General features: G+C 65.6%; 22 protein-coding genes and 1 tRNA gene. 15 read left to right on the top strand and 8 right to left on the bottom strand.

Annotation, left to right across the window (positions count from 1 at the left end; genetic code table 11):
• Positions 1–114 precede the first annotated feature (114 nt).
• Both QX048_RS28185 and QX048_RS28180 read left to right on the top strand, forming a co-directional pair.
• Positions 115–1,296: an efflux RND transporter periplasmic adaptor subunit gene (locus QX048_RS28185; RefSeq protein WP_409999263.1), complete on the top strand. Its 1,182-nt coding sequence runs from the start codon at positions 115–117 to the stop codon at positions 1,294–1,296.
• Positions 1,293–4,433 carry a multidrug efflux RND transporter permease subunit gene (locus tag QX048_RS28180; protein WP_315749712.1) on the top strand — a complete coding sequence of 1,047 codons (3,141 nt, stop codon included), beginning with the start codon at positions 1,293–1,295 and terminating at the stop codon, positions 4,431–4,433. The genes QX048_RS28185 and QX048_RS28180 overlap by 4 nt, the downstream gene beginning before the upstream one ends.
• 18 nt (positions 4,434–4,451) lie before the next feature.
• Here QX048_RS28180 and QX048_RS28175 read toward each other — a convergent pair whose 3' ends face one another.
• Entirely contained in the window at positions 4,452–6,731 is a 2,280-nt protein-coding gene (locus QX048_RS28175; RefSeq protein WP_315827381.1) for an arylsulfatase, read from the bottom strand.
• Between the two features lie 167 nt (positions 6,732–6,898).
• Here QX048_RS28175 and QX048_RS28170 point away from each other — a divergent pair, with 167 nt between their 5' ends.
• From QX048_RS28170 to QX048_RS28155, 4 genes are all read left to right on the top strand, one after another.
• Positions 6,899–7,606, top strand: a complete 708-nt coding sequence (locus tag QX048_RS28170; protein WP_315714478.1) for a TetR/AcrR family transcriptional regulator — start codon at positions 6,899–6,901, stop codon at positions 7,604–7,606.
• A 181-nt stretch (positions 7,607–7,787) separates the two neighbouring features.
• Positions 7,788–7,861: transfer RNA gene (locus tag QX048_RS28165), tRNA-Gln, on the top strand.
• A 230-nt stretch (positions 7,862–8,091) separates the two neighbouring features.
• Positions 8,092–10,320, top strand: coding sequence for a tetratricopeptide repeat protein (locus QX048_RS28160; RefSeq protein WP_316200788.1), 2,229 nt, complete (start codon positions 8,092–8,094; stop codon positions 10,318–10,320).
• 231 nt (positions 10,321–10,551) lie between these two features.
• Positions 10,552–10,710 carry a hypothetical protein gene (locus tag QX048_RS28155; protein WP_315714481.1) on the top strand — a complete coding sequence of 53 codons (159 nt, stop codon included), beginning with the start codon at positions 10,552–10,554 and terminating at the stop codon, positions 10,708–10,710.
• 72 nt (positions 10,711–10,782) lie between these two features.
• Here the strand turns inward: QX048_RS28155 and QX048_RS28150 are convergent, their stop codons facing one another.
• The 3 genes from QX048_RS28150 to QX048_RS28140 form a co-directional block, all read right to left on the bottom strand.
• Positions 10,783–11,301 carry a hypothetical protein gene (locus QX048_RS28150; RefSeq protein ID WP_315749704.1) on the bottom strand — a complete coding sequence of 173 codons (519 nt, stop codon included), beginning with the start codon at positions 11,299–11,301 and terminating at the stop codon, positions 10,783–10,785.
• A 168-nt stretch (positions 11,302–11,469) separates the two neighbouring features.
• The gene (gene hpaD, locus QX048_RS28145; protein ID WP_315827378.1) at positions 11,470–12,387 is read right to left on the bottom strand and encodes a 3,4-dihydroxyphenylacetate 2,3-dioxygenase; all 918 of its coding nucleotides are present in this window, start codon (positions 12,385–12,387) and stop codon (positions 11,470–11,472) included.
• 170 nt (positions 12,388–12,557) lie between these two features.
• Entirely contained in the window at positions 12,558–13,079 is a 522-nt protein-coding gene (locus QX048_RS28140) for an Hsp20/alpha crystallin family protein (protein WP_315714485.1), read from the bottom strand.
• 479 nt (positions 13,080–13,558) lie between these two features.
• On the opposite strand from QX048_RS28140, the gene QX048_RS28135 reads away from it, so the two are divergent.
• The gene (locus tag QX048_RS28135; RefSeq protein ID WP_315827377.1) at positions 13,559–15,313 is read left to right on the top strand and encodes an ATP-binding protein; all 1,755 of its coding nucleotides are present in this window, start codon (positions 13,559–13,561) and stop codon (positions 15,311–15,313) included.
• A 159-nt stretch (positions 15,314–15,472) separates the two neighbouring features.
• Positions 15,473–16,057, top strand: a complete 585-nt coding sequence (locus QX048_RS28130) for a peroxidase-related enzyme (protein WP_316173957.1) — start codon at positions 15,473–15,475, stop codon at positions 16,055–16,057.
• A 5-nt stretch (positions 16,058–16,062) separates the two neighbouring features.
• Here the strand turns inward: QX048_RS28130 and QX048_RS28125 are convergent, their stop codons facing one another.
• Positions 16,063–16,689, bottom strand: coding sequence for a ParB-like protein (locus QX048_RS28125; RefSeq protein ID WP_316200787.1), 627 nt, complete (start codon positions 16,687–16,689; stop codon positions 16,063–16,065).
• A 238-nt stretch (positions 16,690–16,927) separates the two neighbouring features.
• Here QX048_RS28125 and QX048_RS28120 point away from each other — a divergent pair, with 238 nt between their 5' ends.
• From QX048_RS28120 to QX048_RS28090, 7 genes are all read left to right on the top strand, one after another.
• Entirely contained in the window at positions 16,928–17,278 is a 351-nt protein-coding gene (locus QX048_RS28120) for a hypothetical protein (protein WP_315714489.1), read from the top strand.
• A gap of 217 nt (positions 17,279–17,495) precedes the next feature.
• On the top strand, positions 17,496–17,777 hold the full coding sequence (locus tag QX048_RS28115; RefSeq protein ID WP_006609130.1) for an acyl carrier protein: 282 nt from the start codon (positions 17,496–17,498) through the stop codon (positions 17,775–17,777).
• Positions 17,778–17,786: 9 nt separating this feature from the next.
• The gene (locus QX048_RS28110; RefSeq protein WP_315714490.1) at positions 17,787–18,257 is read left to right on the top strand and encodes a 3-hydroxyacyl-ACP dehydratase FabZ family protein; all 471 of its coding nucleotides are present in this window, start codon (positions 17,787–17,789) and stop codon (positions 18,255–18,257) included.
• Complete coding sequence (locus tag QX048_RS28105; protein ID WP_315749698.1) at positions 18,254–19,459, top strand: beta-ketoacyl-ACP synthase; 1,206 nt, start codon at positions 18,254–18,256, stop codon at positions 19,457–19,459. The genes QX048_RS28110 and QX048_RS28105 overlap by 4 nt, the downstream gene beginning before the upstream one ends.
• A 38-nt stretch (positions 19,460–19,497) precedes the next feature.
• Positions 19,498–20,772, top strand: a complete 1,275-nt coding sequence (locus QX048_RS28100; protein ID WP_409999260.1) for a beta-ketoacyl-ACP synthase — start codon at positions 19,498–19,500, stop codon at positions 20,770–20,772.
• A gap of 16 nt (positions 20,773–20,788) precedes the next feature.
• Positions 20,789–21,721, top strand: a complete 933-nt coding sequence (locus tag QX048_RS28095; RefSeq protein ID WP_315827374.1) for a lipid A biosynthesis lauroyl acyltransferase — start codon at positions 20,789–20,791, stop codon at positions 21,719–21,721.
• Positions 21,722–21,879: 158 nt separating this feature from the next.
• Positions 21,880–22,257, top strand: a complete 378-nt coding sequence (locus QX048_RS28090) for a VOC family protein (protein ID WP_315714493.1) — start codon at positions 21,880–21,882, stop codon at positions 22,255–22,257.
• A gap of 134 nt (positions 22,258–22,391) precedes the next feature.
• Here QX048_RS28090 and QX048_RS28085 read toward each other — a convergent pair whose 3' ends face one another.
• Genes QX048_RS28085 through QX048_RS28075 form a run of 3 tightly spaced genes read right to left on the bottom strand, consistent with a single transcriptional unit; the run spans position 22,392 to position 25,011 of the window.
• Complete coding sequence (locus tag QX048_RS28085) at positions 22,392–23,498, bottom strand: polyamine ABC transporter substrate-binding protein (RefSeq protein WP_315827373.1); 1,107 nt, start codon at positions 23,496–23,498, stop codon at positions 22,392–22,394.
• Positions 23,499–23,508: 10 nt separating this feature from the next.
• Positions 23,509–24,672 (bottom strand): aminotransferase, encoded by a 1,164-nt coding sequence (locus QX048_RS28080; protein WP_315714495.1) that lies wholly within the window; start codon positions 24,670–24,672, stop codon positions 23,509–23,511.
• A gap of 9 nt (positions 24,673–24,681) precedes the next feature.
• Positions 24,682–25,011: a rhodanese-like domain-containing protein gene (locus tag QX048_RS28075; protein ID WP_315827372.1), complete on the bottom strand. Its 330-nt coding sequence runs from the start codon at positions 25,009–25,011 to the stop codon at positions 24,682–24,684.
• Positions 25,012–25,021: the final 10 nt, after the last annotated feature.

The following is a 25,021-nucleotide window of genomic DNA, read 5'->3' as shown; positions in this document are numbered from 1 at the left end:
TGCCGATTGTTTAGGTTTGTCCACGCGCTCGTGTGTTTACACATTAATTGCGTGCGTACTATATCTGGCATGCTGGGAATGGTTTTAAAGACCGGTTATCCTGTTCGTCTCAGCATGTGGGCCAGCATGAAGACATCACGAACCCTCGGTTGGATCCTGCTTGTCGCGGCTCTCGGCGGCGCCGGCTATTACGGCTGGCAGCGTCATCAGGGCGCCGAGGCAGCGAAGAAGACCGCTGAGCAGAATTCGGCCCGACCGCAGGCGGTTCGGGTCTCGACCGTGCCGGTCGAGAAGACGGACTTCCCGGTCTTCCTCACCGGCCTGGGGACCGTGCAAGGCTTCAACACCGTCCAGGTCCGCACCCGCGTCGACGGCCAGATCGACAAGATCGCCTTCACCGAAGGCCAGCTTGTGAAAGAGGGCGACCTGCTGGTCGAGATCGACCCGAGGCCGTTCCAGGCCGCGCTCGACCAGGCCAAGGCCAAGCGGGCGCAGGACGAGGCCAATCTCAACAACGCCAATCTCGATTTGCAGCGCACCACCAAGCTCGGCGAGTTCGCGACCAGGCAGCAGCAGGACACCCAGCGCGCCACCGTCGCACAGCTCACGGCACAGATCGCCGCCGACGACGCCGCGATCGCCAATGCCCAGACCCAGCTCAGCTACACCCAGGTCAAGGCGCCGATCTCCGGGGTCGCCGGCCTCCGCCAGGTCGACATCGGCAATATCGTCAACGCCTCGAGCCAGACCGGCATCGTTTCGATCGCGCAGATCGAGCCGATCGCGGTGATCTTCACCGCGCCGGAGGAGCAGTTGCCCTACATCAACGAGGCGCAGAAGACCGCTCCCTTGAAGGTGATCGCGTTCACCACCGACGGCAGGAAGCAGCTCGCCGAGGGCAAGCTGATGGTCGTGAACAACCAGGTCGACACGTCGAGTGGAACGATCCGGCTGAAGGCGGTGTTCGACAACAAGGACCACGTGCTGTGGCCCGGACAGTCGGTCTCGACGCGGCTGCTGGTGCGGACGCTGAAGGATGCCACGGTGGTTCCCGACGACGCCGTCCAGCATTCGACCAACGGGCTGTATTCCTACACGGTGAGCCCGGACAGCAAGGCCGAGCTGCGCAAGGTGAAGGTCGGCGTTTCGCTCGATGGCCGTACCGTCGTCGAAGAGGGGTTGACCCCCGGCCAGCAGGTGATCACCGGCGGTCAATTCAAAGTTCAGCCAGGCTCGGTCGTGACCACCGCGGTGGCCAGCTCGGAGCCGGCGCCAGCTAAGGTCCGGCAGGAATGAACGGCGGCATCTCGGCACCCTTCATCAAATACCCCATCGGCACCTCGCTGCTGATGGCAGGTATCCTGTTCATCGGCCTGGTCGCCTACCCCCTGCTGCCGGTCGCACCGCTGCCGCAGGTCGACTTCCCGACCATCCAGGTGACCGCCAATCTGCCGGGCGCCAGCCCTGAGACCATGGCGACCTCGGTCGCCCAGCCGCTGGAGCGGCAATTCGCACAGATCCCCGGCATCGCCCAGATGACATCGACCAGTTACCTGGGCACCGCATCGGTCACGATCCAGTTCGACCTGAACCGCAACATCGACGGCGCCGCCAACGACGTCCAGGGCGCCATCAACGCTGCCTCGGGCCAGTTGCCCAAGACCCTGCCGTCGCCGCCGACCTACCGCAAGGTCAACCCGGCGGACGCGCCGATCCTGATCTTGTCCGCCACGTCCGAGACGCTGCCGCTGACGACGGTCTCCGACTCCGTCGATGCACAGCTCGCGCAGCAGATCAGCCAGATCTCGGGTGTTGCCCAGGTGATCATCGGCGGCCAGCAGAAGCCGTCGATCCGTATCCAGATCGACCCGGCCAAGCTGGTCGCCAAGGGCCTCTCGATGGAGGACGTGCGCAGCCAGATCGCGATCACCACGGTCGACAGCCCGAAGGGCAACATCGACGGCGAGCGTCGGGCCTACACCATCTACGCCAATGACCAGCTCACCGAGTCGAAGGACTGGAACGACGTCATCATCGCCTACCGCAATGGCGGTCCGTTGCGCGTCCGTGACATTGGCCGGGCGGTGACCGGGCCGGAGGATGCCAAGCAGGCCGCCTGGGCCAACGGCAAGCGCGGCGTGTTCCTGGTGGTCTTCAAGCAGCCTGGCGCCAACGTCATCGAAACCGTCGACAAGATCAAGGCGACGCTGCCGCGCCTTGTTGCGGCGATCCCGCCGGCCATCAAGGTCGAGCTGATGTCGGATCGCACGACGACCATCCGTGCCGCGGTCGAGGACGTCCAGTTCACGCTGCTCCTGACCATCTTTCTCGTGGTCATGGTCATCTTCATCTTCCTGCGCAGCTTCTGGGCCACGGTGATCCCGACGATCACCGTGCCGCTCGCGCTGCTCGGCGCCTGCGCGATGATGTGGGGGGTCGGCTATTCGCTGGACAACCTCTCGCTGATGGCGCTGACGATCGCGGTCGGCTTCGTCGTCGACGACGCCATCGTCATGCTGGAGAACATCTCTCGCTATGTCGAGGAAGGCGAGTCCCCGATGGCTGCCGCCTACAAGGGGGCCAAGGAGATCGGCTTCACCATTGTCTCGATCTCGATCTCGCTGGTCGCCGTGCTGATCCCGCTCCTGCTGATGGGCGGCATCATCGGGCGCCTGTTCCGCGAATTCGCGGTCGTGCTGGCGATGACGATCTTCGTCTCGATGTTCGTCTCGCTGACGTTGACGCCGATGATGGCCTCGCGTTTCCTGCGCGGCGGCCACCAGGCTCACGGCAAATTCTACCAATGGAGCGAGCGCGGCTTCGAGGCGCTGCTCAGGGCCTACGAGAAGGGATTGGACATCGCACTGCGCTGGCGCTTCGCCACGCTGATGGTGTTCTTCGCCTCGCTCGGCCTGTCGATCTACCTGTTCGTGCTGATCCCCAAGGGTTTCTTCCCGCAGCAGGACAACGGCCTGATCACCGCCGCGTCGGAGGCGTCGCAGGACATCTCCTTCAAGGCGATGCAGTCGCGCCAGGAGGCGCTGGCCAAGATCGTGCAGGATGATCCGGGCGTAGCCAGCGTCGCAATGGCGATCGGCGGTTCCGGCCGCGCCGGCAATACCGGCAATCTGTTCATCACTTTGAAGCCGCGTGACGAGCGTGATGCATCGGCGCAGCAGATCATCGCACGCCTGAGGCCGCAGCTCGAGAAGGTCGAGGGAGCCCGGCTCTACATGCAGGCCGCGCAGGACGTCCGCCTCGGCGGCCGGCCGTCCCGAACCCAGTTCGAGTTCACGCTGCAGGACTCCAATCTCGCCGAGCTCAACGAGTGGGCGCCGAAGATCCTGGAGAAGATGCGCTCGCTCCCGCAGCTGCGCGACGTCGCCACCGACCAGCAGGCCGACGGCACCACCGTGCAGCTCACGATCAACCGCGACACCGCCTCGCGGTACGGCATCTCGCCCCAGCTGATCGACGACACGCTGTATGACGCGTTCGGCCAGCGCCAGGTCGCGCAGTACTTCACCCAGCTCAACTCCTACCGCGTGATCCTGGAGATCCTGCCTGAACTGCAGGGCAATATCGACACGCTCAACAAGCTCTACGTGAAATCGCCGACCACCGGCGACCAGGTGCCGCTCTCGACCTTCGCCAGTTGGACCAACGTGCCGGTGCGGCCGCTGTCGATCAGCCACCAGGGTCAGTTTCCGTCGATCACGATCAGCTTCAACCTCGCCCAGGGCGTCGCGCTCGGCCAGGCCACCGATGCGGTGCAGCGCGCGATGGTCGAGCTCGGCGCGCCGGCAACCTTGAACTCGAGCTTTCAGGGCACTGCGCAGGCGTTCCAGCAGTCGCTGTCGACCGTGCCGCTCTTGATCCTCGCCGCCCTCGTCGTGGTCTATCTGATCCTCGGCATCCTCTACGAGAGCTACATCCACCCGATCACGATTCTCTCGACGCTGCCCTCGGCCGGCGTCGGCGCGCTCGCGATCCTGATGGCATTCGGCTACGATTTCAGCCTGATTGCGCTGATCGGCGTCATCCTGCTGATCGGCATCGTGAAGAAGAACGGCATCATGATGGTCGACTTCGCCATCGCCGCCGAACGTGACCAGCATCTGCCGCCCGAGCAGTCGATCCGCCAGGCCGCCCTGCTGCGCTTCCGTCCGATCATGATGACGACGATGGCAGCCCTGCTCGGCGGCGTGCCCCTGATGCTCGGCAACGGCACCGGCTCGGAGATCCGCCAGCCGCTCGGCTATGCGATGGTCGGCGGCCTGATCGTCAGCCAGATGCTGACGCTGTTCACCACGCCGGTGGTCTATCTCTATCTCGACAAGGTCAACAACGCCTTCGCGCGCTGGGGCCGCACGCATATCGACCACGAGCCCGAGACCGCGGCCGCAGGTCCGGTCAAGGAAGCGGCGGAATAGTCCGCCGCTTGTCGTCGCCTACTGCCGCCCCATCTCGGCGTTGGCGACGCCCTCGCCGTCCAGACTCTGTTCGTCCTGCATCGTCACGGTCACGTGGGAGAGCCGTCCGGTGAACGCAAACGGCGCCGCATAGTCCGACACCGGGCTGCCGCGGTCATGGCCGATGTCGAGCCCCGACCAGGAGATCAGCGTGTGGAAGGCGAGCTGCGTCGTCAGCGCTCCGGCCTCCTCGCCGTCGATCAGCAACGTGTACCGGCTCATGCCGGTGCGCGCGCCCTTGGCGGGCTCGGTCTGCCGCCTGAGACGTTCGACGCGCAGGCCCAGGCGGTGCGATCCCGCCGGCACCGGGCGGGTCGAGCTGATGATCTCGTGCCGGCCGCCGATGTTGAGGTCGTGCACGAGATGACCGTCCTTGACGTAGAGACTGTAGCCCGACGTCGCATCGCCATGGGCGATGAGCACGCCGGATGCGCCCTCTGCATCGATCTCGACATGGGCCTCGATCAGATAGTCGCGGCTGCGCACGTCGGGCGCGACGTCCGTCGGCACATGGCCCATGCCGGCGTGGAACGTAAAGCGCGTGCGCGCGCCGTGGAAACGCGCCGCGTTCTCGGCAAAGCGCGGGCCGAAGCGATCGTCGAGCGGCAGCACCTGGTGCGCCTCCGCCTGCTCCCACCACAGCTTCACCAGTGCCGCGAGCCGCTCCGGCTCGGCGGCGGCGAGATCATGCGTCTCGGAGAAATCCTGCGTGAGATGAAACAGCTCCCATCTATCGTTGTCGAACGGCGTGCCCGACGGGTGAAAGGCCACCGCCTTCCAGCCGTCGTGCCAGAGGCCACGATGGCCGAACATCTCGAAATATTGCGCGACCTGCTTCGACGGTGCCGCCGGATCGGTGATCGAGGCGGCGAAGCTCACGCCCTCGAGCGGCATCTGCGGCACACCCGCGATCATGGCCGGCGCATCGATGCCGATCAGGTCGAGCAGGGTCGGCACGAGGTCGCAGGCATGGACGAACTGGTGGCGGATTTCGCCGCGCGCCGCGATGCGCTGCGGCCAGGAGACGATGAAGGGATCGCGGATGCCGCCGCCATGGGTGTTCTGCTTGTAGCGGCGCAGCGGCGTGTTCGACGCCATCGCCCAGCCATGCGGGAAGTTCGAGTGCGTATCCGGCCCGCCGATGTCGTCGATCCGCGCGAGCTTCTCGGCGATCGGCTCCGGCTTGAAGTTGAACGGTCCCATCGCGTTGACGAAGCCGAGCGGCCCGCCCTCCTGGCTGGCGCCATTGTCCGACATGACGATCACGAGCGTATTGTCGCGCTGGCCGGTCTTGTCGAGAAAAGCGAGCAGCCGGGCCAGATGCAGGTCGGCATGATCGAGCATACCGGCGAAGGCCGATTGCAGCCGGGTGAAGACGCGCCGCTCATCCTCGGAATGGGCCTCCCAGGGCTTCACGCCATCATTGCGCGGCGGCAGGTCCGTGCTCTCCGGCACCAGCCCCATCGCCTTCTGCCGCGCCAGCCGCTGCGCGCGCTCGGCGTCCCAGCCATGGGCGAAGACCGCGTCGTAGCTCTCGATGATGTCGTGCGGCGCCTGATGCGGCGCGTGGCAGGCGCCGAGCGCGAGCCAGGTCAACCATGGCAGCTCGGGCCGGTCGGCCGTGTGGTCGGCGATGAAGCGGATCGCCTGATCGACCAGGTCGGCAGTCAGGTGATAGCCGTCGGCGTAGCTGCCGGGCGGGCTGACATGGGTGTTGTCGAGCACCAGCTCCGGCGCATATTGATCGGTCTCGGCGTCGAGGAAGCCATAGAAGCGGTCGAAGCCGCGCCCCAGCGGCCAGCCGTCGAACGGCCCGGTCGCGCCGCTCTCGGTCAAGGGCGTGACGTGCCATTTGCCGACCATGTAGTTGCGATAGGCATGGGCGCGCAGCATCTCGGCCAGCGTCCCCGCCTCGCGCGCGATCTTGCCGCGATAGCCGGGATAGCCCGAGTCGAAATTGGCAAGGCAGCCGACGCCGACTGAATGATGGTTGCGACCGGTCAGGAGTGCCGCCCGTGTGGTCGAGCACATCGCTGTGGTGTGGAAGCCCGAATAGCGCAGGCCCTGCGCGGCCAGCCCGTCGATCGCGGGGGTGCGGATCCGCGAGCCGTAGCAGCCGAAATCGGAGAAGCCGACATCGTCGAACAGCACCACCAGGATGTTGGGCGCGCCCTTCGGCGGCTGCTGCGGCGCCGGCCACCAGGGTCTGGAGCCTGCGATGGTCCTGCCGATCCTACCGCCGAATGCGGGCTCGCTCATGCCTCGTCCTCCCTCTCGCTCGCGTCCCGGCTGCGCCTCGCAGCCCGTACGAGTTTATCGTTGTGATTGCTCTGGGATCCGCGACGCCCCGGGGCTGGGTGGCACGGCCAGGCTTGCCTCGGATCATAATCATAATTATTATTATTATTCCAGATGGAGCCAGCGACATGCCGCAGCGGATCGCGCCGGACCACCTGCCCGGCGTGACCCCGTCGCGGCAGCAGCGCAGCCGCGAGACGACGCTTGCCCTGCTGATGGCCGGCGAGGAGCTGCTGCGCACGCGCAGCCTCGCGGAGCTGTCGATCAGCGACCTCTGTGCGCATATCGGGGCAACGGTCGGCGCCTTCTACAGCCGGTTCGACAGCAAGGAGGCCTACTTCAACGCCCTGCTCGCGCTCACTTTGGCGGACGGGCGGAAACAGCTCTTGAGACTCCCGCCGCCCGATCCCGTCCGCGCGGGCGACCCGCAATGCCACCTGCTGGTGCGCGGCACCGTGCTGTGGATGCGCCGTCACAAGGGCGTGCTACGCGCAGCGCTCGTGCGCAGCGAGCCCGGACCGAACCACTGGAGCGGCTTCAAGGAGCTGGCACAGGCACTGTCGGAGCGCGCGGCGCTGCTCCTGCTGCCTGCGGGCCGGCGCGCCGGCCCGGCCTCGCGCACGCGGTCGCGAACAGCGGAGGCGCGAAAGACGGTCGCGTTCGGCGTCCAGGTCGTGCTCGGCACCCTGGTGAACGCCGTCCTCAACGATCCCGGCCCGCTGTCGATCGACGATGACGAGATCGCGGAACGGCTCGGCGCCTGCCTGGTCCTGCTGCTGCGCGCCGGCCCGGACGGCGCGCCGCGAAAGCCGCAGGCCGCGAGAGGCAAGCGCTAGACCCTGCCGGCCCGTGGCGCGGCGGGGCGGCAGAGCACGTTGGAAATCCGTCATCCAGCGGCTTGCCAAAGCCTGAGACATGCGGGTAGAAGGACCCGTCGTCGCCGCCCTGCTTTGCCGGCCGGCGCGCAAAACGGTGCCAGACAGTGCGGCAATTGCTTGAAACTGCAGGGCATTCCGGTGGGGAATGGTGTAACGGTAGCACAACAGACTCTGACTCTGTTTGTCTTGGTTCGAATCCAGGTTCCCCAGCCAGCTTGATCACTGCCGCGACGGCCTGAAGCACGACAGCCTCATCCTCGTGATCTGAGAAGCATCGGGGTCGTTTTTGCCTCGGGCACGAGATCCATCTTCAAGGCGCGGACACGCTGCGGCCTCCACCACCCCTTCGGCACGCGTCCCTCGCGTTAACGTCTGCTCATTGCGAATCGGCGAGAACGGAACAACCATTGCGGGCAATGGACCGGTTCTGTGGAGGAAAACACTTGCAAAGCAGCGTCGGCTCCCGTGCCTTCCAGAACGCAAGGCTGCAAAAGCGGGCCAAGAAACAGGCGGACGTGCTGTTGCCGGCGGCGGTCAAGGCCTACCGCGAAGGCCGGCATCCGGAGGCTCAGGCCCTGTGCCGGCAGATCCTGCAGGACCTGCCGCAGCATTTCGGCGCTCTGCATCTGCTCGGCGTGTCCGAACGGGACTGCGGCCGTTTCGACCAAGCCGTGCTCGTCCTGGCACGCGCGATCGAGGTCGACCCGCGCTCGGCCGAAGCCCAGTCCGATCTCGGCCTGTCGCTGTTCCGGCTCGGCCGCTACGACGAGGCTCGCACCCGTTACGAACGCGCCATCGGACTCCAGCCGAACTTCCCGACTGCGCTCACCAATCTCGGCAATGCGCTGATGAGCCTGTCGCGTTTCGACGAGGCGATATCAGCGCACGACCGCGCCATCGCGCTGAAGCCCGGCTATGCCGACGCCCACGCCAATCGCGGGATGGCGCTACTGCTCACGGGCCGGTACGAAGACGCCGGTCAGAGCTTCGATCGCGCGCTCGCGCTGCAGCCGCGGCTGCTGACGGCCCTGTTCGGCAAGGGCCTGGTCAGCATGAACCTGCGGAACTTCGATACTGCAGTGGCCGCGCTGACGTCGGCGCTGGCGATCAATCCGACTGCGGCCCCTGCCCTCGCCCAGCGCGGGCGAGCCTATCAGGAGCAGGGCAAGTTCGACGAGGCGGAAGCCGATTTTGACGCGGCATTGGCCCTCGAACCGCTGCTGGAAGACGCCCTGCGCGGCAAGGCCACGGTTTCGCTCGTCCGCGGCAACATCGCCCTGGCGACCTCGCTCATCGACAAGATGCTGGCGCAGAACCCGAAGCAGGAGAGCGCCTGGACCCTGCTCGGGGTCTGCTCCGCGATGCAAGGCGACATCGCCACGGCGATTGCGGACTACGACCGCGCGCTCGCGATCAACCCGGACTACGAGGACGCGATCACCAAGAAGATCTTCGCGCTGGATTTCCTGCCCGACGTCGCGGTCGAACGTCTCCAGGCAGAACGGAGACACTGGTGGGAGGCGATCGGCGCGCGGTTGCCACGTCTGCCGCTCGGCGAGCGGAATCTGGACCCGGACCGGCGCCTTGTCGTCGGCTACGTGTCGTCCGATTTCCGCGAGCATTCGGCGGCGCTCGGCTTCCTGCCGATCCTTCGCCATCACGATCGCGCCAGGTTCGAAATCGTCGGCTATTCGTGTTCACCGACGAGGGACGCCAAGACGGAGCTGTGCCGTTCGCTGGTCGATCGCTGGGTCGAGGCCTGGCAGTTGACCGACGACAAGCTCGCCGAGCAGATCCGGGCCGACAAGATCGACATCCTCGTCGACCTCTCGGGACATTCCGCCGGCCACCGGCTCACGCTGTTTGCGCGCAAGCCTGCCCCGATCCAGATCTCGGCCGTCGGCAGCGTCACCGGCACCGGACTGCCCGTGATGGATTATCTGCTGGCCGATGCGGTGACGATTCCGGCCGCGGTCCGGCATCTGTTTGCCGAAAAGATCTACGATCTGCCGTCGCTGATCACGATCGAACCGCCGCCTCCAATTCCGCCGTCGGCGCTGCCGATGCTTCGCAACGGCCACGTCACCTTCGGCTCGTTCAATCGCGCCGACAAGTTTTCGGAGCCGACTCTGGCTCTATGGTCGAAGCTGATGGCTGCGACGCCGGGCTCGATGATCGTCGTCAAGAACCATGCGATGAACGATCCCCTGCTGCGCGACGGCTTGATCGCCCGCTTCGTCGCCCACGGCATCGCCGCGGAACGCGTCCGTTGCGTCGGAAAGACGTCGCGCGAGGAGCATCTTGCGATGTTCGCCGATATCGACATCGCACTCGATCCGTTCCCCCAAAATGGCGGCATCTCGACGTGGGAGGCACTGCAGATGGGCGTGCCTGTCGTCGCCAAGCTCGGCAGCACCCCCTCGGCACGGGCGGGCGGCGCGATCGTCAAGGCGGTCGGCCTCGACGCGTGGGTCGCCGATGACGACGAAGGCTATCTCGCGACAGCGCTGAAATTCTGCTCGCGGCCCGGCGAGCTTGCCGCGCTCCGTGCCGAGCTGCCCGCCAGGGTGTTGAATTCAGCCGCCGGAAACGGCGCGCTCTACACGCAGCATGTGGAACAGGGATACCGGACGTTCTGGCGTGACTATTGCGCACGAGCGACGACCGGCTAGCGCTTGAATCAGATCTCGTCCGGCCGGCACAGCGTCGCGCCCGTGCGCCGTTCGACCCATGCCGACGCTTGCGATGCATCGACGACGCAGTCCCGCCGGTCCATCGTCGGCTCGCCGGGACGATCCTTCCAGCGTGCGCCCGATCACGGAATTAACCCGTCATTCACCACGATCCTCATCCGGCCGGAACGATGCAATTTGCTTCAAATTGTCTGGCCAGGGAGACGGGACATGACCAAGCTGATGGACCTCGACGATCAGATCGAGCGGGCCGAGCGGCTCGAGCGGAGCATCACCGACGCGCTGACGATCGAGCGGCTGCGCCAATTCGCGGCCGGGTGCCGGCGCGAGCGCGAGCGGCTGTCGCAGCACCAGCAGCGCGCGGCCTGAGCAGGCGCGACGACCTGCAACGCAGCCGTGGTCAACGGGCTGCCCGCGACGGAGCTCGGCGAGCGCACGCTGTCACGAGCAGGTCGTCACCATGTTGGTGCAGAGCTGCCGGGTCCAGCCGATGCCCTTCTTGACGCGGATCTTGGCGAAGTCGCCAAAGCAGCCGAGCAGCTCGACCGACTGGTCACCGCTCGCATGCGGGTCGAGCTTCGCGCTCGACGTGGCGTGATCGCGGTAGATCGCCGCGCCGTTCTGCAGGCCGCCGGCGCCGACGATGCTCCGATGCAGGAAGCCCCTGCCCTGAAAGATCACGGTCTCCTTGCCCTGATCGACGTCGTTCAGCATGGCCCGGTCGATCTCGAACCAGTCGCCCTGCTGCGCGACGAGATGCACGACGATCCAGCCATCGCTGGTCGGATTTTTCAGGACCTTGACGATGCTGCCGCCAGGCTCGGCACGGACATTGGCACCATTCGGATCGCGGTCGGTGACGTCGGCCTCGACGTTGCAGGCTTCGCGATGCGGCGCCTGCGCAGTGGCAATGCCCGGCGCGATGAGCATTGCGGTCAGCAGCAGAATTCTCGTCAGCATTGAACGGTCACCGGCCTCCGATCCGTCCCGCATTGGTCGCGCCGCCGACGCCGCGGTTCAACACCGAGCAAATGGCGGCGACCAGCCGAGCTCACGGCGACCGCCGATCAAGTCTATCCCGAGGACATCATCGAGATGCTCGGGCATGCGGAGGTCTGGTGAGAGGCGCTACAGCCGACCGCCCGCGAGTGCGGCGGCGCGCGGCCGGCCGACGTCGTCCAGCGCCTGCGGCATCGGCGAGACCGGAAACACCGCGTTGATCTGGCCCGTCCCCGATGAGGGGAAGAACGGCGTCACCACCTCGACGCCGCGGTCGTAGTGGTTCCAGCCGAGCGCGCCCAGCAGCATGGCGGTATCGTGCATGAAGCCCTCGCCATGTCCCTTGCTGGCATATTCCGGCAGCATGTCGCAGAAATCCGGCCACTCGCCGTGCTCCCACATCTGGATCACCTCGTGGTCGAGCCGCTCCAGGAACGGGCTGAACATCCGGTCGCGATACTCGTCGGCGGTGCCGTTCTGGGCAAAGCGATGGCTCAGCGAGCCCGAGGCGAAGAAGGCCACCGTGCCGTCGTAATGATCCTCGACCGCGCGGCGGAACGCCCAGCCGAGCTTGGCGCTGTCGGCGAGATAATGCGAGGTGCACAGCGCCGAGACGGAGACGACCTTGAAGTGGCGGTCGGGGTTCATGTAGCGCATCGGCACCAAGGTGCCGTATTCCAGCGCCAGCGACGTCGCATCGTGGGCCATGGTGGCGACGCCATGGGCGTTGGCGCCCTCGGCGAGGATGTGGCCCAGCTCCGGGTTGCCGTCGTATTCATAGGTCATGTTGGCGATGAAGTGCGGCAGCTCGTTCGAGGTGTAGAGCCCCTCGAAATGCGGCGCGCAATTGATGTGGTAGCCGGCGTTGACCAGCCAATGGGTGTCGAACACGACGATGGTGTCGACGCCGGCCTCGCGGCAGCGCCGGCCGATCTCGATATGACCGTCGATCGCCGACTGTCGCTTGCCCTTGGCCGGACCATCCAGCTCGCTGAGATACATCGACGGCACGTGCGTGATCTTGGCCGCCAGTGCGAGCTTGCCCATCCTCTCGTCTCCCTTCCGGTCGTTCCCCCGGCCGGCATCGCCGACCGTTTGCTTGGAAGGCAGATTACCCCTGCAGCTCCGCGAAAAAAAGGGCCGCACGCGCGGCCCTTCCTTGGTGTCCGATCCATCGTCTGTCCCATGATCATGGGACGGACAGCCACGAGATGCGGTCACGCCGCCTTGATGTCGATGGTCTTGGCGGCCTTCTGTACCTCGGGCTTCTTCGGCAGGGTGACCTTGAGCACGCCCTGCTTGAACACAGCCTCGATCTTGTCGGTGTCGACGCCGTCGGGGATCTGGAAGGAGCGTTCGAACGAGCCGAAGCTGCGCTCACGGACGTAATAGTCCTTCTTCTTCTCCTCCTTGTCCTCCTGCTTCTCGCCCTTGATCGAGAGCACGCCGCTCGCAACCTTCACCTCGACGTTCTTCTCGTCGAGGCCGGGCAGCTCAGCGGTGACCTCGTAGGCATTGTCGTGCTCGGCGACGTCGACCGCCGGCGCCACGGCAAAGGACCGTGCGCGGGCCAGGCCCGGCAGTTGGTCGAACAGCGACGGCGTGCGCCAGATCCCGCCATGGAAGTCCTCGAACACGCGATCGATCTCGCGGCGCAGGTTCTCGAACGGCCGCCACCCCTGCATGGATGGCGCACCTGCCTTCTCGGTGTTGACGGGCAGCTTGGTAGGTTCAGCCATAACATCATCCTCCTGCTTCACGCGAGGATCGGGTCCGCAACGGCATGGGCGCGACCGATTTCGTTGATCGGCCGGCATCCGCTCCCTCGCGCTTGACGGGAAAAATATAGCCGGCACGCCCGGGTTCCAGATTGATTGCGATCAAATCGCTGAGCGGCTGGAGGTTCGGATCGGCGCGGCAGCCCCTCCAGGTTTCTTTCGGCGCCGGGGCCTCCACAGCCGAAGAGCCGTTCAGGAAGAGCCTTGGAGATGGTGAACCGGACGTTAACCCGAACGGTTCGCGCGACGCTTGAGGAAAGGATGGAGAAATCCTTACAGTGCAAGGCCTTAGGTCCCATTGAGGAGGTGCGATCGCAACGCCCCGCGCGACCCTCCGACCACCGGGCTGGGCGGGCGGCGCAGTCACAAACGTTGCCCGCTTAACAAATTTTCCAGTCCCAGCAGAGAAGGTGTCAATTCAACAATTCACCACAGGTTTCATGACCGTGACATCCTTCGGACGCGTGATCTCGGTGCGGGGCTCCCAGGCCCGCGTCGGCATTCTGTCGACACAGCAGATGAACGTCTCCGATATCCGCGCGACAGTCGGCCGTTTCATCAGCATTCGCTGCCCGAGCGCCACGATCATTGCGATCATCACCGAGGTGACCAGCGAGGACCTCTCGCGTGCCAACGAATACGTCGCGACGGCTTCGGTAGACCTGCTCGGCGAGATTCTCGGACCGGCCGAGCGGCCCAAGTTCCAGCGCGGCGTCACCCACTACCCGACCATCGGCGACGCCGTCGACATGATCACGAGCGAGGAGCTCCGCACGATCTACACGCCGACCGCCGGTGACCACATCGACATCGGCGCGCTGCAGCAGGACACCTCCGTGCGCGCCTGTGTCAATGTCGAGGAAATGCTATCGAAGCACTTCGCCGTGCTCGGTTCGACCGGCGTCGGCAAATCGACCGGCGTGTCGTTGCTGCTCAACGAGATCCTGAAGGCGCGGCCGAACCTGCGCATCTTCCTGCTCGACGTCCACAACGAATATGGCCGCTGCTTTGGTGAAAAGGCGCTGGTGCTGAACCCGCGCAACCTGAAGCTGCCGTTTTGGCTGTTCAATTTCGAGGAGATCGTCGACGTCCTGTTCGGCGGCCGACCGGGCGTGCCGGAAGAGCTCGACATCCTGGCCGAAGTGATCCCGCTGGCGAAGGGCATCTACACCCAATACCAGAACACGGACCGCATCGGGCTCAAGCGCATCGACCCGAAGACCGTCGGCTACACCGTCGATACGCCGGTGCCCTACCGCCTCGTCGACCTGATCAACCTGATCGACGAGCGCATGGGCAAGCTCGAGAACCGCTCCTCGCGCATCATCTATCACAAGCTGATCTCGCGGATCGAGACGGTACGCAACGACCCGCGCTACGCCTTCATGTTCGACAACGCCAATGTCGGCGGCGACACCATGGCCGAGGTCATCAGCCACCTGTTCCGCCTGCCGGCCAACGGCCGGCCGATGACGGTCATGCAGCTCGCCGGCTTCCCGGCCGAGGTGGTCGATTCCGTGGTCTCGGTCGTGTGCCGCATGGCGTTCGATTTCGGCCTGTGGAGCGACGGCGTCTCGCCGCTGCTGTTCGTCTGCGAGGAAGCGCACCGTTACGCCTCGGCCGACCGCTCGATCGGCTTCGGCCCGACCCGCAAGGCGATCTCGCGCATCGCCAAGGAAGGCCGGAAATACGGCGTCTATCTCGGCCTGATCACCCAGCGGCCGGCCGAGCTCGACGCCACCATCATCTCCCAGTGCAACACGCTGTTCACGATGCGGCTCGCCAACGAGCGCGACCAGTCGCTGCTGCGTTCGGCGGTGTCGGATGCCGCCGCCAACCTGCTCTCCTTCGTTCCCTCGCTCGGCACCCGCGAGGTGCTGGCGTTCGGCGAAGGCGTCGCGCTGCCGACCCGGCTGCGCTTCAAGGAGGTGCCGCTGCATCAATTGCCGCGCAGCGAGGCGACGATCGCCACCGTCCGCTCGGTCAATGCCGGACACGACATGCATTTCGTCAGTGCCGTGCTGGAGCGCTGGCGCGGAGCGACCTCGAGCCGGGACGCGTCGAGCGGCGACAGCGGCGCCGGCAACCTCGGAGACCGCGGCAGCCTGTCCGCCTCGCTGGACGCGCCAATGCTGCAGCCGTCGATGGGTCTCGACCCGGACCGCTTCTCCCTGCTGAAGAAGCCGCTGCGCTAAAGCCGGCGGCGGCCCCTCTCTAATCCCGATCGACGACGGCTGCCGAGGAGGCGTTGCGCGCACTCCGCCACTGGCGGGTGATGGACCGAGCTGGACCGTTGCGCCTGCGCCGCGATCGACTAAGGTTCGCCCCCTGCCACGCATGCCGGACCCGTTGCCATGACCCAGCCCGCCATCAGCCGCTTCCCCGTCCCCGCAATCGATGCGCTGCCGGACGACATCCGCAGCCGGCTGCTCGGCGTGCAGGAGAAGAGCGGCTTCGTGCCCAACGTGTTCCTGACACTTGCGCACCGGCCGGACGAGTTCCGCGCGTTCTTTGCGTATCACGACGCGCTGATGGAGAAGGACGGCGGGCTGACCAAGGCCGAGCGCGAGATGATCGTGGTCGCGACCTCGAGCGCCAACCAGTGCCAATATTGCGTGATCGCGCACGGCGCGATCCTGCGCATCCGCGCCAAGAATCCCCTGATCGCCGACCAGATCGCGATCAACTACCGCAAGGCCGACATCACGCCACGGCAGCGGGCGATGCTCGATTTCGCGATGAAGGTGGCGCTCGAGGCGCAAACGGTCGGGGATGCCGATTTCAAGGCGCTGGCCGGCCACGGCTTCGGCGACGACGACATCTGGGACATCGCCGCGATCGCGGCGTTCTTCGCGCTGTCGAACCGGATCGCGAATGTCACGGGCATGCGGCCCAACGACGAGTTCTACCTGATGGGGCGGCTGCCGAAGACCAAGTGAGACGATCAGTCGTCCGACGCCGGCCCGCACCAGCCGGGCAGATACACCGCGTCGTGGCTCTTTGCGGCCGCCAGCGCGTGCTCCATGGCAGCGGCGAAATGAGTCTCGACCGTCTTGCGCTTGACCTTGCGGCGCAGGAAGTCGGCCCATAGGAACTCGCTGAACGGCGTCGTGTCCTTGGCAAAGCCGCCGGCGCGGCGCAGCTCGCCGGCCAGGCTGCGGAACGGATCGTCCTTCAGATTCGCGACGGACTTCGGCAGGTCCTTGAAATGCCGCCGCTCGCCCTTGGCGTCGTAAGGATAGACCCAGCGCTTGTTGTCCATCACGCCCCAGAACGCCTCGCGATCAACCATCGAGAGGTCGCCGATCACCGTGACCAGCACGTCCTTGACGCCCTCGTCATGGAGCGCGCGGGCGAGGTGATGGTGGTCGACGACGTAGTGCCGCTCATCGGGACCAAGCACCACCGGGATCATGTGCTTGCCGAGCAGCTCGGCCTGCTTCCTCTTCGACTTGTGCTCGCGCCAGCGCTCGCGTTTCTCCTTCACCTCGCGCATGCCCACGGTCATCTGCGTCGGGCGCAGGGACAGGATCGGCACGGGATGAAGCAGCGGCTCGCGGGTATTGGCCATGGCTGGGCTCCGGGGGATGATCAGCATTATGCCACGCCTGCCGAGCCGTTCCAGCGCATCTGCCCGTAGCTGCGACGCCGTTCGGACCGGGCCGCGGCAGGTTCCAATCACCCGCGGAGCGGGCGCCGATTGGATGCATCCGAGGAGCGAGATGCTTTGCTGATGCAGCTCAATTATGGCAAAGTTTCTTTGTGAGAGGTCGGGCCCGCGTGCTAGAAAGGACCATCGGAGTCGAGGCATGAAGTCCCAGCGCCCCATTGCAGCGGAGGAAGAGCATCGCGTGGTGCCGTTCCGGCCGCGCAGCAGTCCGGTGCGGCGCGTCACCGAGGGCGGCAGTCCGCCGATTCAGCTGCATCGGGGCGAGCGGCCGACACTCGATCTCTCCCGGTATGAGCAGCCCCGCGAGGAGCCCGATGACTTCCGTCACCGCATCCTGGCCAACATCGCCGCCATCGCCTTCACGGTCGCGTTGACCGCGATCGGCATCTGGCTGGCGATGAGCATTGCCGACCTGCGCAAGACCCAGGACTGCCTGCTGACCGGACGGCGCGACTGCGCCCGCATCATCACCGAGACCTACACGCCCTGATCCCCCTGCTGGACGCGGCTGCCGCGGCCGACGGGGCATCACAATCCCGCCACAACCGCCGTGTCCGGCTCCATTGAACTCACCGCGTCGCTCCGATATACGGGCACACGACTCCCGGGCGACGGGGGTAGAAGGGCTCGCATCAGACGGCCCCGGGGGCGCGGTGTCCTCCCGTCGCCACCTACCGGATTAGCTCCAAAATATCAAAGGCTTAGTGATGTCCTCAACATTCGATCAGGTCGCCACGATCATCGCTGAAACCTGCGACATCCCGCGCGACACGATCACGCCGGATAGCCATGCCATCGACGATCTGGGCATCGACAGCCTCGATTTCCTCGACATCGCATTTGCGATCGACAAGGCCTTCGGGATCAAGCTGCCGCTCGAGAAGTGGACGCAGGAAGTCAACGACGGCAAAGCCAGCACCGAGCAGTATTTCGTGCTGAAGAACCTGTGCGCCCGCATCGACGAGCTGGTCGCCGCCAAGGGCGCGTGAGCGCCCGCCATGCAGATCGAATACTTCCTGCTCATCGACCGCATTCTCGATCTTCGGCTGGACGAGAAGACCATCACCGTCGAAGCCAAGGTCCCCACCGAAAGCACGATCTTCGAAGGACATTTCCCGGGCTATCCGATCATGCCCGGCGTTCTCCTGATCGAATCGATGGCGCAGACATCGGGCTGGCTGCTGCTCGCGCTGATGAAGTTCGAGCGGATGCCGTTCCTTGCCGCAGTCAAGGAGGCCAAGATGCGCGGCTTCGTGTCGCCGGGCGAGGTGCTGACCGTCGAGGCCAACGTGCTGCACGAGGGCTCCGGTTACGCCATGACCGAAGCGCGCGTGAAGGTCGGTGGCAAACTGCGTTCGAATGCGACCATCACTTTCAGTCACGTCCCCTTCCCCAATCCGGAGCTGCGCGGGCACATGGACGCCGTCGCCGAGCGCGTCGGCTTTCCGCAACAGGTCCTGCAGCGATGAGTGAGACGACAGCCGTGACCTCCGAACCCGTCGAAGTCTGGATCACCGGTATCGGTCTTGCGACCTCGCTTGGCGAGGGACTCGATGCGAACTGGGACGCCCTCAACTCCGGCCGGATCAACGTCGATGAGCAGGGTTTCGCGCCCTACATCGTGCATCCCTGGGCCAAGGTGAATCTGGAAGCGCAGATCCCGAAGAAGGAGCAGCGCCAGATGGAGGCGTGGCAGCGCATCGGCACCTATGCCGCCGGGCTTGCGCTGGATTCCGCCGGCCTCAAGGGCAACAAGGACATCCTGTCGCGGATGGACATGATCGTCGCCGCGGGCGGCGGTGAGCGCGACATCTCCGTCGACACCGCGATCCTCAACGCGGAAGCCCAGGGCAATTGCACGCCCGGCTTCCTGAACGATCGGCTGATGAGCGACCTGCGCCCGACCCTGTTCCTGGCGCAGTTGTCCAACCTGCTCGCCGGCAACATCGCGATCTCGCACGGCGTCTGCGGCACCTCGCGCACCTTCATGGGCGAGGAGGTTGCGGGCGTCGACGCGTTCAAGATCGCTTTGGCCCGCATCGCCGGCGGCCAGAGCGACATCGCGCTGGTCGGCGGCTCGCACAATGGCGAGCGCAAGGATCTGCTCGTGCTGTACGAGTTCGGCGACTACAATCTGAAGAACGAATTCAAGCCGGTCTGGTCCCGCAAGGACCATCCGGGCTTCGCGCTCGGATCGGCCGGCGCGTTCCTGGTGCTGGAATCCAGGCCGCATGCCGAGGCCCGCGGCGCCAAGCCGCTGGCCCGGCTCAGCAAGGTCGTCGCCGACCGCGCCCGCCGCAAGGAGGCAGGCGCGGTGACGGGAACGCTGGACCGTCTGTGGTCGGCGCTCGACGTCCACGAGGCCCCCGGCGCCATCATCACCGGCGCGACCGGCGCCGAGCCGGTGACGTCGGAGGAGCGCGCATTCCTCGACCATCACAAGGCGTTCGCGGTGCGCTCGAGCGGGACCCGCTTCGGCCATTCGATGGAGGCACAGTTCGCGCTCGGTCTCGCGCTCGCTGCGCTCTCGATCTCGCGCGGCGCCCTGTTCGCGCCGGGTGACGCCTCGGGCGTGGAGACCGACATGAAGGATGCTCCGGCCCAGATCGTGGTGGTCGGCGCCGGCCACTACCGCGGCGAAGGCATGGCCTTGGTCGAAGCAGTCAAGTGAACGCGGCACGGCCTTAAGAAGACACGACGGGGGACATCATGAGTGTACGCGACAAGTTTGGACGCCCCATCGTGGTCGTGACCGGGATGGGCATCGTCACCTCCCTTGGGGCCGGCAAGTCCGATAACTGGAACAAGCTCGTGGCCGGCGAGTCCGGAATCCGCACCATCACGCGGTTTCCGATCGACGGCTTGAAGACGACCATGGCCGGCACGGTCGATTTCGTCCCCGTGGCGCCGTTCACGTCGACGGGACTGTCCGAGCGGCTCGGTCACATGGCTGTCGAGGAAGCCATCGCGCAGGCTGGAATCGGCAGCAAGGGCGATTTTCCGGGCCCGCTGTTTCTCGCCGTGGCGCCCGTCGAGATCGAGTGGCCCCAGCGTCTGGAGCTCGCGCATGAGGTTGGCGGCACTCAGTTCACCTATGACGACCTGCTGAAGGTCTGCGGCGGCGGCAAGTTCGTCAACTATCACCACCGCTTCCTGTTCGGCTCGGTCGCCGATTCGCTGTCCGACACCTTCGGCACCAAGGGCTCGCCGATCTCGCTGTCGACCGCCTGCGCCTCCGGCGCGACCGCGATCCAGCTCGGCGTCGAAGCCATCCGACGCGGTGAGACTGACGTCGCGCTATGCGCCGCCACCGAAGGCTCGGTCAATCCGGAAGGGCTCGTGCGCTTCTCGCTGCTGTCGGCGCTGTCGACCCAGAACGACCCGCCGCAGGCCGCCTCCAAGCCGTTTTCCAAGAACCGCGATGGCTTCGTGATGGCCGAGGGCGCCGGCGCGCTGGTGCTGGAAAGCTACCACGCGGCCGTGGCGCGCGGCGCCAAGATCCTCGGCGTCGTCGCTGGCTGCGGCGAGCTGACCGACTCCTTCCACCGCACCCGTTCCTCGCCGGACGGCAAGCCGATCATCGGCTGCATCCGCAAGGCGCTCGCCGATGCCGGCATGGCCCCTGAGCAGATCGACCATATCAATGCCCACGGCACCGCCACGCCCGAGAACGACAAGATGGAATATGTCGGCGTCTCCGCCGTGTTCGGCGAGCACACCAGCAAGATTCCAGTGTCGTCGAACAAGTCGATGGTCGGCCACACGATCTCGGCAGCCGGCGCGGTCGAGGCGATCTTCTCGCTGCAGACGCTCGAGCATCAGCGCATTCCGCCGACCATCAACTACGACATTCCGGATCCCGCGATCCTGTTCGACGTCGTCGGCAACAAGGCCCGCGATGCGCGCGTCACCACCGTGATGTCGAATTCGTTCGGCTTCGGCGGCCAGAACGCCTCGCTGATCCTGACGCGCGAACCGGCCTGATCCGCCGCTGCCATCGATGAGTCTCCTGCCCCTCCGGACCAAGCTCGTGATCCGCCGAGCCGTGAAGTCGGCCGGGGCTTCCGCCGTCGGCGCGCTGACGGTCGGCATGCTCAGGACCACGCGCTATTTCGACCCGCAGAAGACGGCCGACCGCTTCGCGCGCATTGCGCAGATGATCGGGCCACGCCTGCGCGAGCAGCGCATTGGTCGCGACAATCTCACCGCGGCCTTCCCGGAGAAATCGCCCGAGGAGATCGAGAGAATCCTCGCCGGCGTGTGGGACAATCTCGGCCGCGTCGGCGCCGAGTTCGCCCATCTCGACAAGATCTGGGATTACGACGAGGCGCATCCCGAGCGCAGCCGGATCGAGCTGTCGCCGCGCACCCATGAGCTGTTTCATCAGCTCCGTCTCGACGGCAAGCCAGCCCTGATCTTTGCCAGCCATCTCGCCAATTGGGAGATGCCGGCGCTGGCGGCGGTCGCCCATAAGCTCGATACGGCGATCCTTTATCGTCGACCCAACATCGCCGCCGCCGACCGCATCATCCAGGAGATACGGCAGGTCAAGATGGGCACACTCGTCCCGGCCGGCCGCGATGCGCCGCTGCGGCTGGCACAGGCGCTCAAGAACGGCCAGCACGTCGCGATGCTGGTCGATCAGTACCTGACCGGCGGCGTGGAGGTCACCTTCTTCGGCCGCAAGACCCGCGCCAATCCGATGCTGGCCCGTCTGTTACGCCAGGTCGAATGCCCCGTGCACGGCGTCCGCATCATCCGCCTTCCCGGCAATCGCTTCCGCGCCGAAGTATCGGAGGAAGTGACGCCGGTCCGGACGGCCGACGGTCAGATCGACATCCAGGGCACGACGCAGGCGGTCACCGACGTCGTCGAGAGTTGGGTCCGCGAATATCCCGAGCAATGGCTCTGGCTGCACCGGCGCTGGCGGTAGTCGGCGCCCGGGCAAATTCCACCACGAGGAAGTGGGACTGCAGCATCTTCTACCGCTGACGGGCCATTCGAAGAAAACTCTTACCTCTTCCATCGCCGCTCGCTACCTTGGCCGCGTATCCGACGGCTGTTCGGAAGCTCCAGGGAGGACAAGCGCGAATGTTTTCGCACGTGATGATCGGCACCAACGACCTCGACAAGGCCAAGGCCTTCTACGACAAGCTGCTGGGGACGCTGGGCGTGCGCCCCGCCAGGGTCGACGGCCACCGCATTTTCTACATCACACCGACCGGCATCTTCTCGGTGTCGAAGCCGATCAACGGCCAGCCCGCGACCCCTGCCAATGGCGGCACCATCGGCTTCGCCTGCAGCTCGCCCGAACAGGCCGACGCCTGGCATGCGGCGGGGCTCGAAGCCGGCGGCACCACCTGCGAAAACCCGCCCGGTGTTCGTGAAGGTTCGGCCGGCAAGCTGTATCTCGCCTACCTGCGCGACCTCGACGGCAACAAGCTCTGCGCGATGCACCGGATGACGTGATCGATCTCAACCGATTTGTCAGATCAAATCAAGCGATCAAGTCTCGTCATTCCGGGGCGATGCGCAGCATCGAACCCGGAATCTCGAGATTCCGGGTCTGGTGCTTGCGCACCATCCCGGAATGACGGGAGTCATCACCTGCCCGTCTTCACCTTGGTCCAGAGCCGGTTGATGATCCGCTGCGTCGCCGGCTCACGTGCGGTGATGACGAACAGCTTCTTCAAGGTCGCGTCGTCCGGATAGATGTTCTTGTCGCCAAGGACCTTCGGGTCGATCAGCTTCTGGCTGGCCAGGTTGCCGTTGGCATAGGACAGGAAGTCCGAGTTCTTGGCGGCGACCTCCGGGCGGTAGAGGTAGTTGATCAGCGCATACGCCTCAGCCACGTGCGGGGCGTCGGCGGGAATCGCAAAATTGTCGAAGAACATCTGCGCCCCCTCTTTCGGGATCGCATAGCCGATCTCGGCGCCGTTCTTCGCTTCCTCGGCACGGCTCCTCGCCTGCATGATATCGCCGGACCAACCGACGACGAGGCAGATCTCGCCGGTGGCGAGCGCGCTCAGATATTCCGACGAATGAAACTTGCGCACCGATGGCGCGACCTTGCCGACCGCCTCGGCCGCCTTCTCCAGGTCGGCCTGCCTGGTCGAGTTCGGGTCGATGCCGAGATAGTTCAGCGCCGCCGGAAAGATGTCGTCGGCGGAATCCAGCATGTGGACTCCGCAATCCTTGAACTTGGCGAGGTTCTCCGGCTTGAACACCATGTCCCAGCTGTCGATCCGCGCGCCGGGACCCAGGATCTTCTCGACCGCCTTGACGTTGTAGCCGATCCCGGTCGTGCCCCACATGTAGTTGACGGCGAACTGATTGCCGGGATCGTAGGTGGCGAGACGCTCGGTCACGACAGGCCAGGCATTGGCGAGATTCGGCAGCTTCGACTTGTCGAGCGGCTGGAAGATTTTTGCCTTGATCTGGCGCTGTAGGAAGTACGCGGTCGGCACCACGACGTCGTAGCCGGATTTGCCGGCGAGCAGCCGCGTCTCCAGGGTCTCGTTGGCGTCGAACGTGTCGTAGACCACCTTGATGCCGGTCTCCTTGGTGAAGTCGTCAAGGACACCGGGCGCCATGTAGTTCGACCAGTTGTAGAAGTTGACGACGCGCTCCTCGGCGCGCCCCGCCGGTACGGAAAGCGTCAACGCCGCGACGGCCAGCGCCAGAGCCGAACCCATGCAGCCGCGCGTCATCACTTGTCTCCTAGCGCCGGTGGATGGCGTCCGACAGGCGCTCCAGCGCCGTATCCAGGGTTGCGTCCTTCTTGGCAAAGCAGAACCGCACCACGGAGGTCACGGCATCCGTCTCGTAGAACGCCGACACCGGGATGGCGGCCACCTTGTAGTCGTGGACGATACGGCGGCAGAACTGCTCGTCGGTCTCGTTGAGGCCGAGCGGCGAAAGGTCGACGGTCAGGAAGTAGGTTCCCTGCGCCTTCAGCACGGGAAAGCCCAGGCTTTCGAGACCGGCCGTGAGCCGGTCGCGGCTGCGCGCAAGCTCGCTGCGCATGTTGACGAAATAGTCGTCCGACTTGCCGAGGCCGTAGGCGACCGCGACCTGCAGGTTCGGCGCGGTCGTGAAGGTCAGGAATTGATGCACCTTGGCGGCCACGCGCAACAGATGCGGCGCGGCGCAGACGAAGCCGATCTTCCAGCCCGTCAACGAGAAGATCTTGCCTGCCGAGCCGACCTTGATGGTGCGGTCGCGCATCCCGGGAATCGCGATCAGCGGAATGTGCGCGCGGCCGTCGAACACGACGTGCTCCCACACCTCGTCGCAGATCGCGACCGCGTCGAACTCCTGGCAGAAGCGTGCCAACAGCTCGAGGTCCTCGCGCGGGTAGACCACCGCGGCCGGGTTGAGCGGGTTGTTGAACAGCACCGCCTTGGTCTTTGGCGAGAACGCCTGCCGCAGCATCTCCTCCGAGAGCCGCCAATGCGGCGGCTCGAGGCGGACGAGGCGCGGAATGCCGCCGGCCTGGCGGATGATCGGCAGATAGGAATCATAGACCGGCTGAAAGCAGATCACCTCGTCGCCCGGCTCGACCACCGACAGGATCGCCGACGTCAGCGCTTCGGTGCCGCCGGAGGTGACCATGACCTCGCTCATCGGATCGAGATCGAGCTTGTGCCAGTGCTTGTAGTGCGCGGCGATGGCCTGGCGCAGCTCCGGCAGGCCCATCATCGACGGATACTGATTGTAGCCGTTGAGGACCGCGTCGGCTGCGGCGCGGCGGATATCCTCCGGACCCGGATCGTCGGGAAAGCCCTGCCCCAGATTGATGGCGTCGTTGTCGCGCGCGAGCTGCGACATCTGCTCGAAAATGGTGACGGGCAGGTCGGCGAAGACCTTGTTCTGCGAGATCATGATCGCCTGTCAGCCGCCGGTCCTGGTCGGCAGGCCGGCCGCCTTCCAGCCGAGCATACCGCCCTGGAGATGCTTGTCGTAGGGCAGCCCGGCGGCCTGCGCGGCGAGCGATGCCGTCACCGAGCGCTTGCCGGAGCGGCAGGCGAACACGACGTCCTTGCCTTGGGGGGCCGGGATCAGCTTCGGGTCGAAGCCCGACAGCGGGACGACGACGCCGTCGGGATAGGCTTCCGCGGAAACTTCATTCGGCTCGCGCACGTCAACCAGAAGAATTCGCCCTTCCGCGATCCCCTGGGCCACGTCCTGCGGGGTCAAATCGTGCACAACAGCCACGCCCATCCTCCAAGCC

Source organism: Bradyrhizobium sp. SZCCHNS30572, assembly GCF_032484415.1.
Lineage (GTDB): Bacteria > Pseudomonadota > Alphaproteobacteria > Rhizobiales > Xanthobacteraceae > Bradyrhizobium.
The sequence above is the reverse complement of the archived record's forward strand: the minus strand, read 5'-3'. Positions and strand labels throughout refer to the sequence as shown.

Bases quoted from the DNA above. Each gene is read 5' to 3' on its own strand.
- QX048_RS28185 (WP_409999263.1), top strand. From the start codon at position 115: ATGTGGGCCAGCATGAAGACATCACGAACCCTCGGTTGGATCCTGCTT.
- QX048_RS28180 (WP_315749712.1), top strand. From the start codon at position 1,293: ATGAACGGCGGCATCTCGGCACCCTTCATCAAATACCCCATCGGCACC.
- QX048_RS28175 (WP_315827381.1), bottom strand. From the start codon at position 6,731: ATGAGCGAGCCCGCATTCGGCGGTAGGATCGGCAGGACCATCGCAGGC.
- QX048_RS28170 (WP_315714478.1), top strand. From the start codon at position 6,899: ATGCCGCAGCGGATCGCGCCGGACCACCTGCCCGGCGTGACCCCGTCG.
- QX048_RS28155 (WP_315714481.1), top strand. From the start codon at position 10,552: ATGACCAAGCTGATGGACCTCGACGATCAGATCGAGCGGGCCGAGCGG.
- QX048_RS28150 (WP_315749704.1), bottom strand. From the start codon at position 11,301: ATGCTGACGAGAATTCTGCTGCTGACCGCAATGCTCATCGCGCCGGGC.
- hpaD (WP_315827378.1), bottom strand. From the start codon at position 12,387: ATGGGCAAGCTCGCACTGGCGGCCAAGATCACGCACGTGCCGTCGATG.
- QX048_RS28140 (WP_315714485.1), bottom strand. From the start codon at position 13,079: ATGGCTGAACCTACCAAGCTGCCCGTCAACACCGAGAAGGCAGGTGCG.
- QX048_RS28135 (WP_315827377.1), top strand. From the start codon at position 13,559: ATGACCGTGACATCCTTCGGACGCGTGATCTCGGTGCGGGGCTCCCAG.
- QX048_RS28130 (WP_316173957.1), top strand. From the start codon at position 15,473: ATGACCCAGCCCGCCATCAGCCGCTTCCCCGTCCCCGCAATCGATGCG.
- QX048_RS28125 (WP_316200787.1), bottom strand. From the start codon at position 16,689: ATGGCCAATACCCGCGAGCCGCTGCTTCATCCCGTGCCGATCCTGTCC.
- QX048_RS28120 (WP_315714489.1), top strand. From the start codon at position 16,928: ATGAAGTCCCAGCGCCCCATTGCAGCGGAGGAAGAGCATCGCGTGGTG.
- QX048_RS28115 (WP_006609130.1), top strand. From the start codon at position 17,496: ATGTCCTCAACATTCGATCAGGTCGCCACGATCATCGCTGAAACCTGC.
- QX048_RS28110 (WP_315714490.1), top strand. From the start codon at position 17,787: ATGCAGATCGAATACTTCCTGCTCATCGACCGCATTCTCGATCTTCGG.
- QX048_RS28105 (WP_315749698.1), top strand. From the start codon at position 18,254: ATGAGTGAGACGACAGCCGTGACCTCCGAACCCGTCGAAGTCTGGATC.
- QX048_RS28100 (WP_409999260.1), top strand. From the start codon at position 19,498: ATGAGTGTACGCGACAAGTTTGGACGCCCCATCGTGGTCGTGACCGGG.
- QX048_RS28095 (WP_315827374.1), top strand. From the start codon at position 20,789: ATGAGTCTCCTGCCCCTCCGGACCAAGCTCGTGATCCGCCGAGCCGTG.
- QX048_RS28090 (WP_315714493.1), top strand. From the start codon at position 21,880: ATGTTTTCGCACGTGATGATCGGCACCAACGACCTCGACAAGGCCAAG.
- QX048_RS28085 (WP_315827373.1), bottom strand. From the start codon at position 23,498: ATGACGCGCGGCTGCATGGGTTCGGCTCTGGCGCTGGCCGTCGCGGCG.
- QX048_RS28080 (WP_315714495.1), bottom strand. From the start codon at position 24,672: ATGATCTCGCAGAACAAGGTCTTCGCCGACCTGCCCGTCACCATTTTC.
- QX048_RS28075 (WP_315827372.1), bottom strand. From the start codon at position 25,011: ATGGGCGTGGCTGTTGTGCACGATTTGACCCCGCAGGACGTGGCCCAG.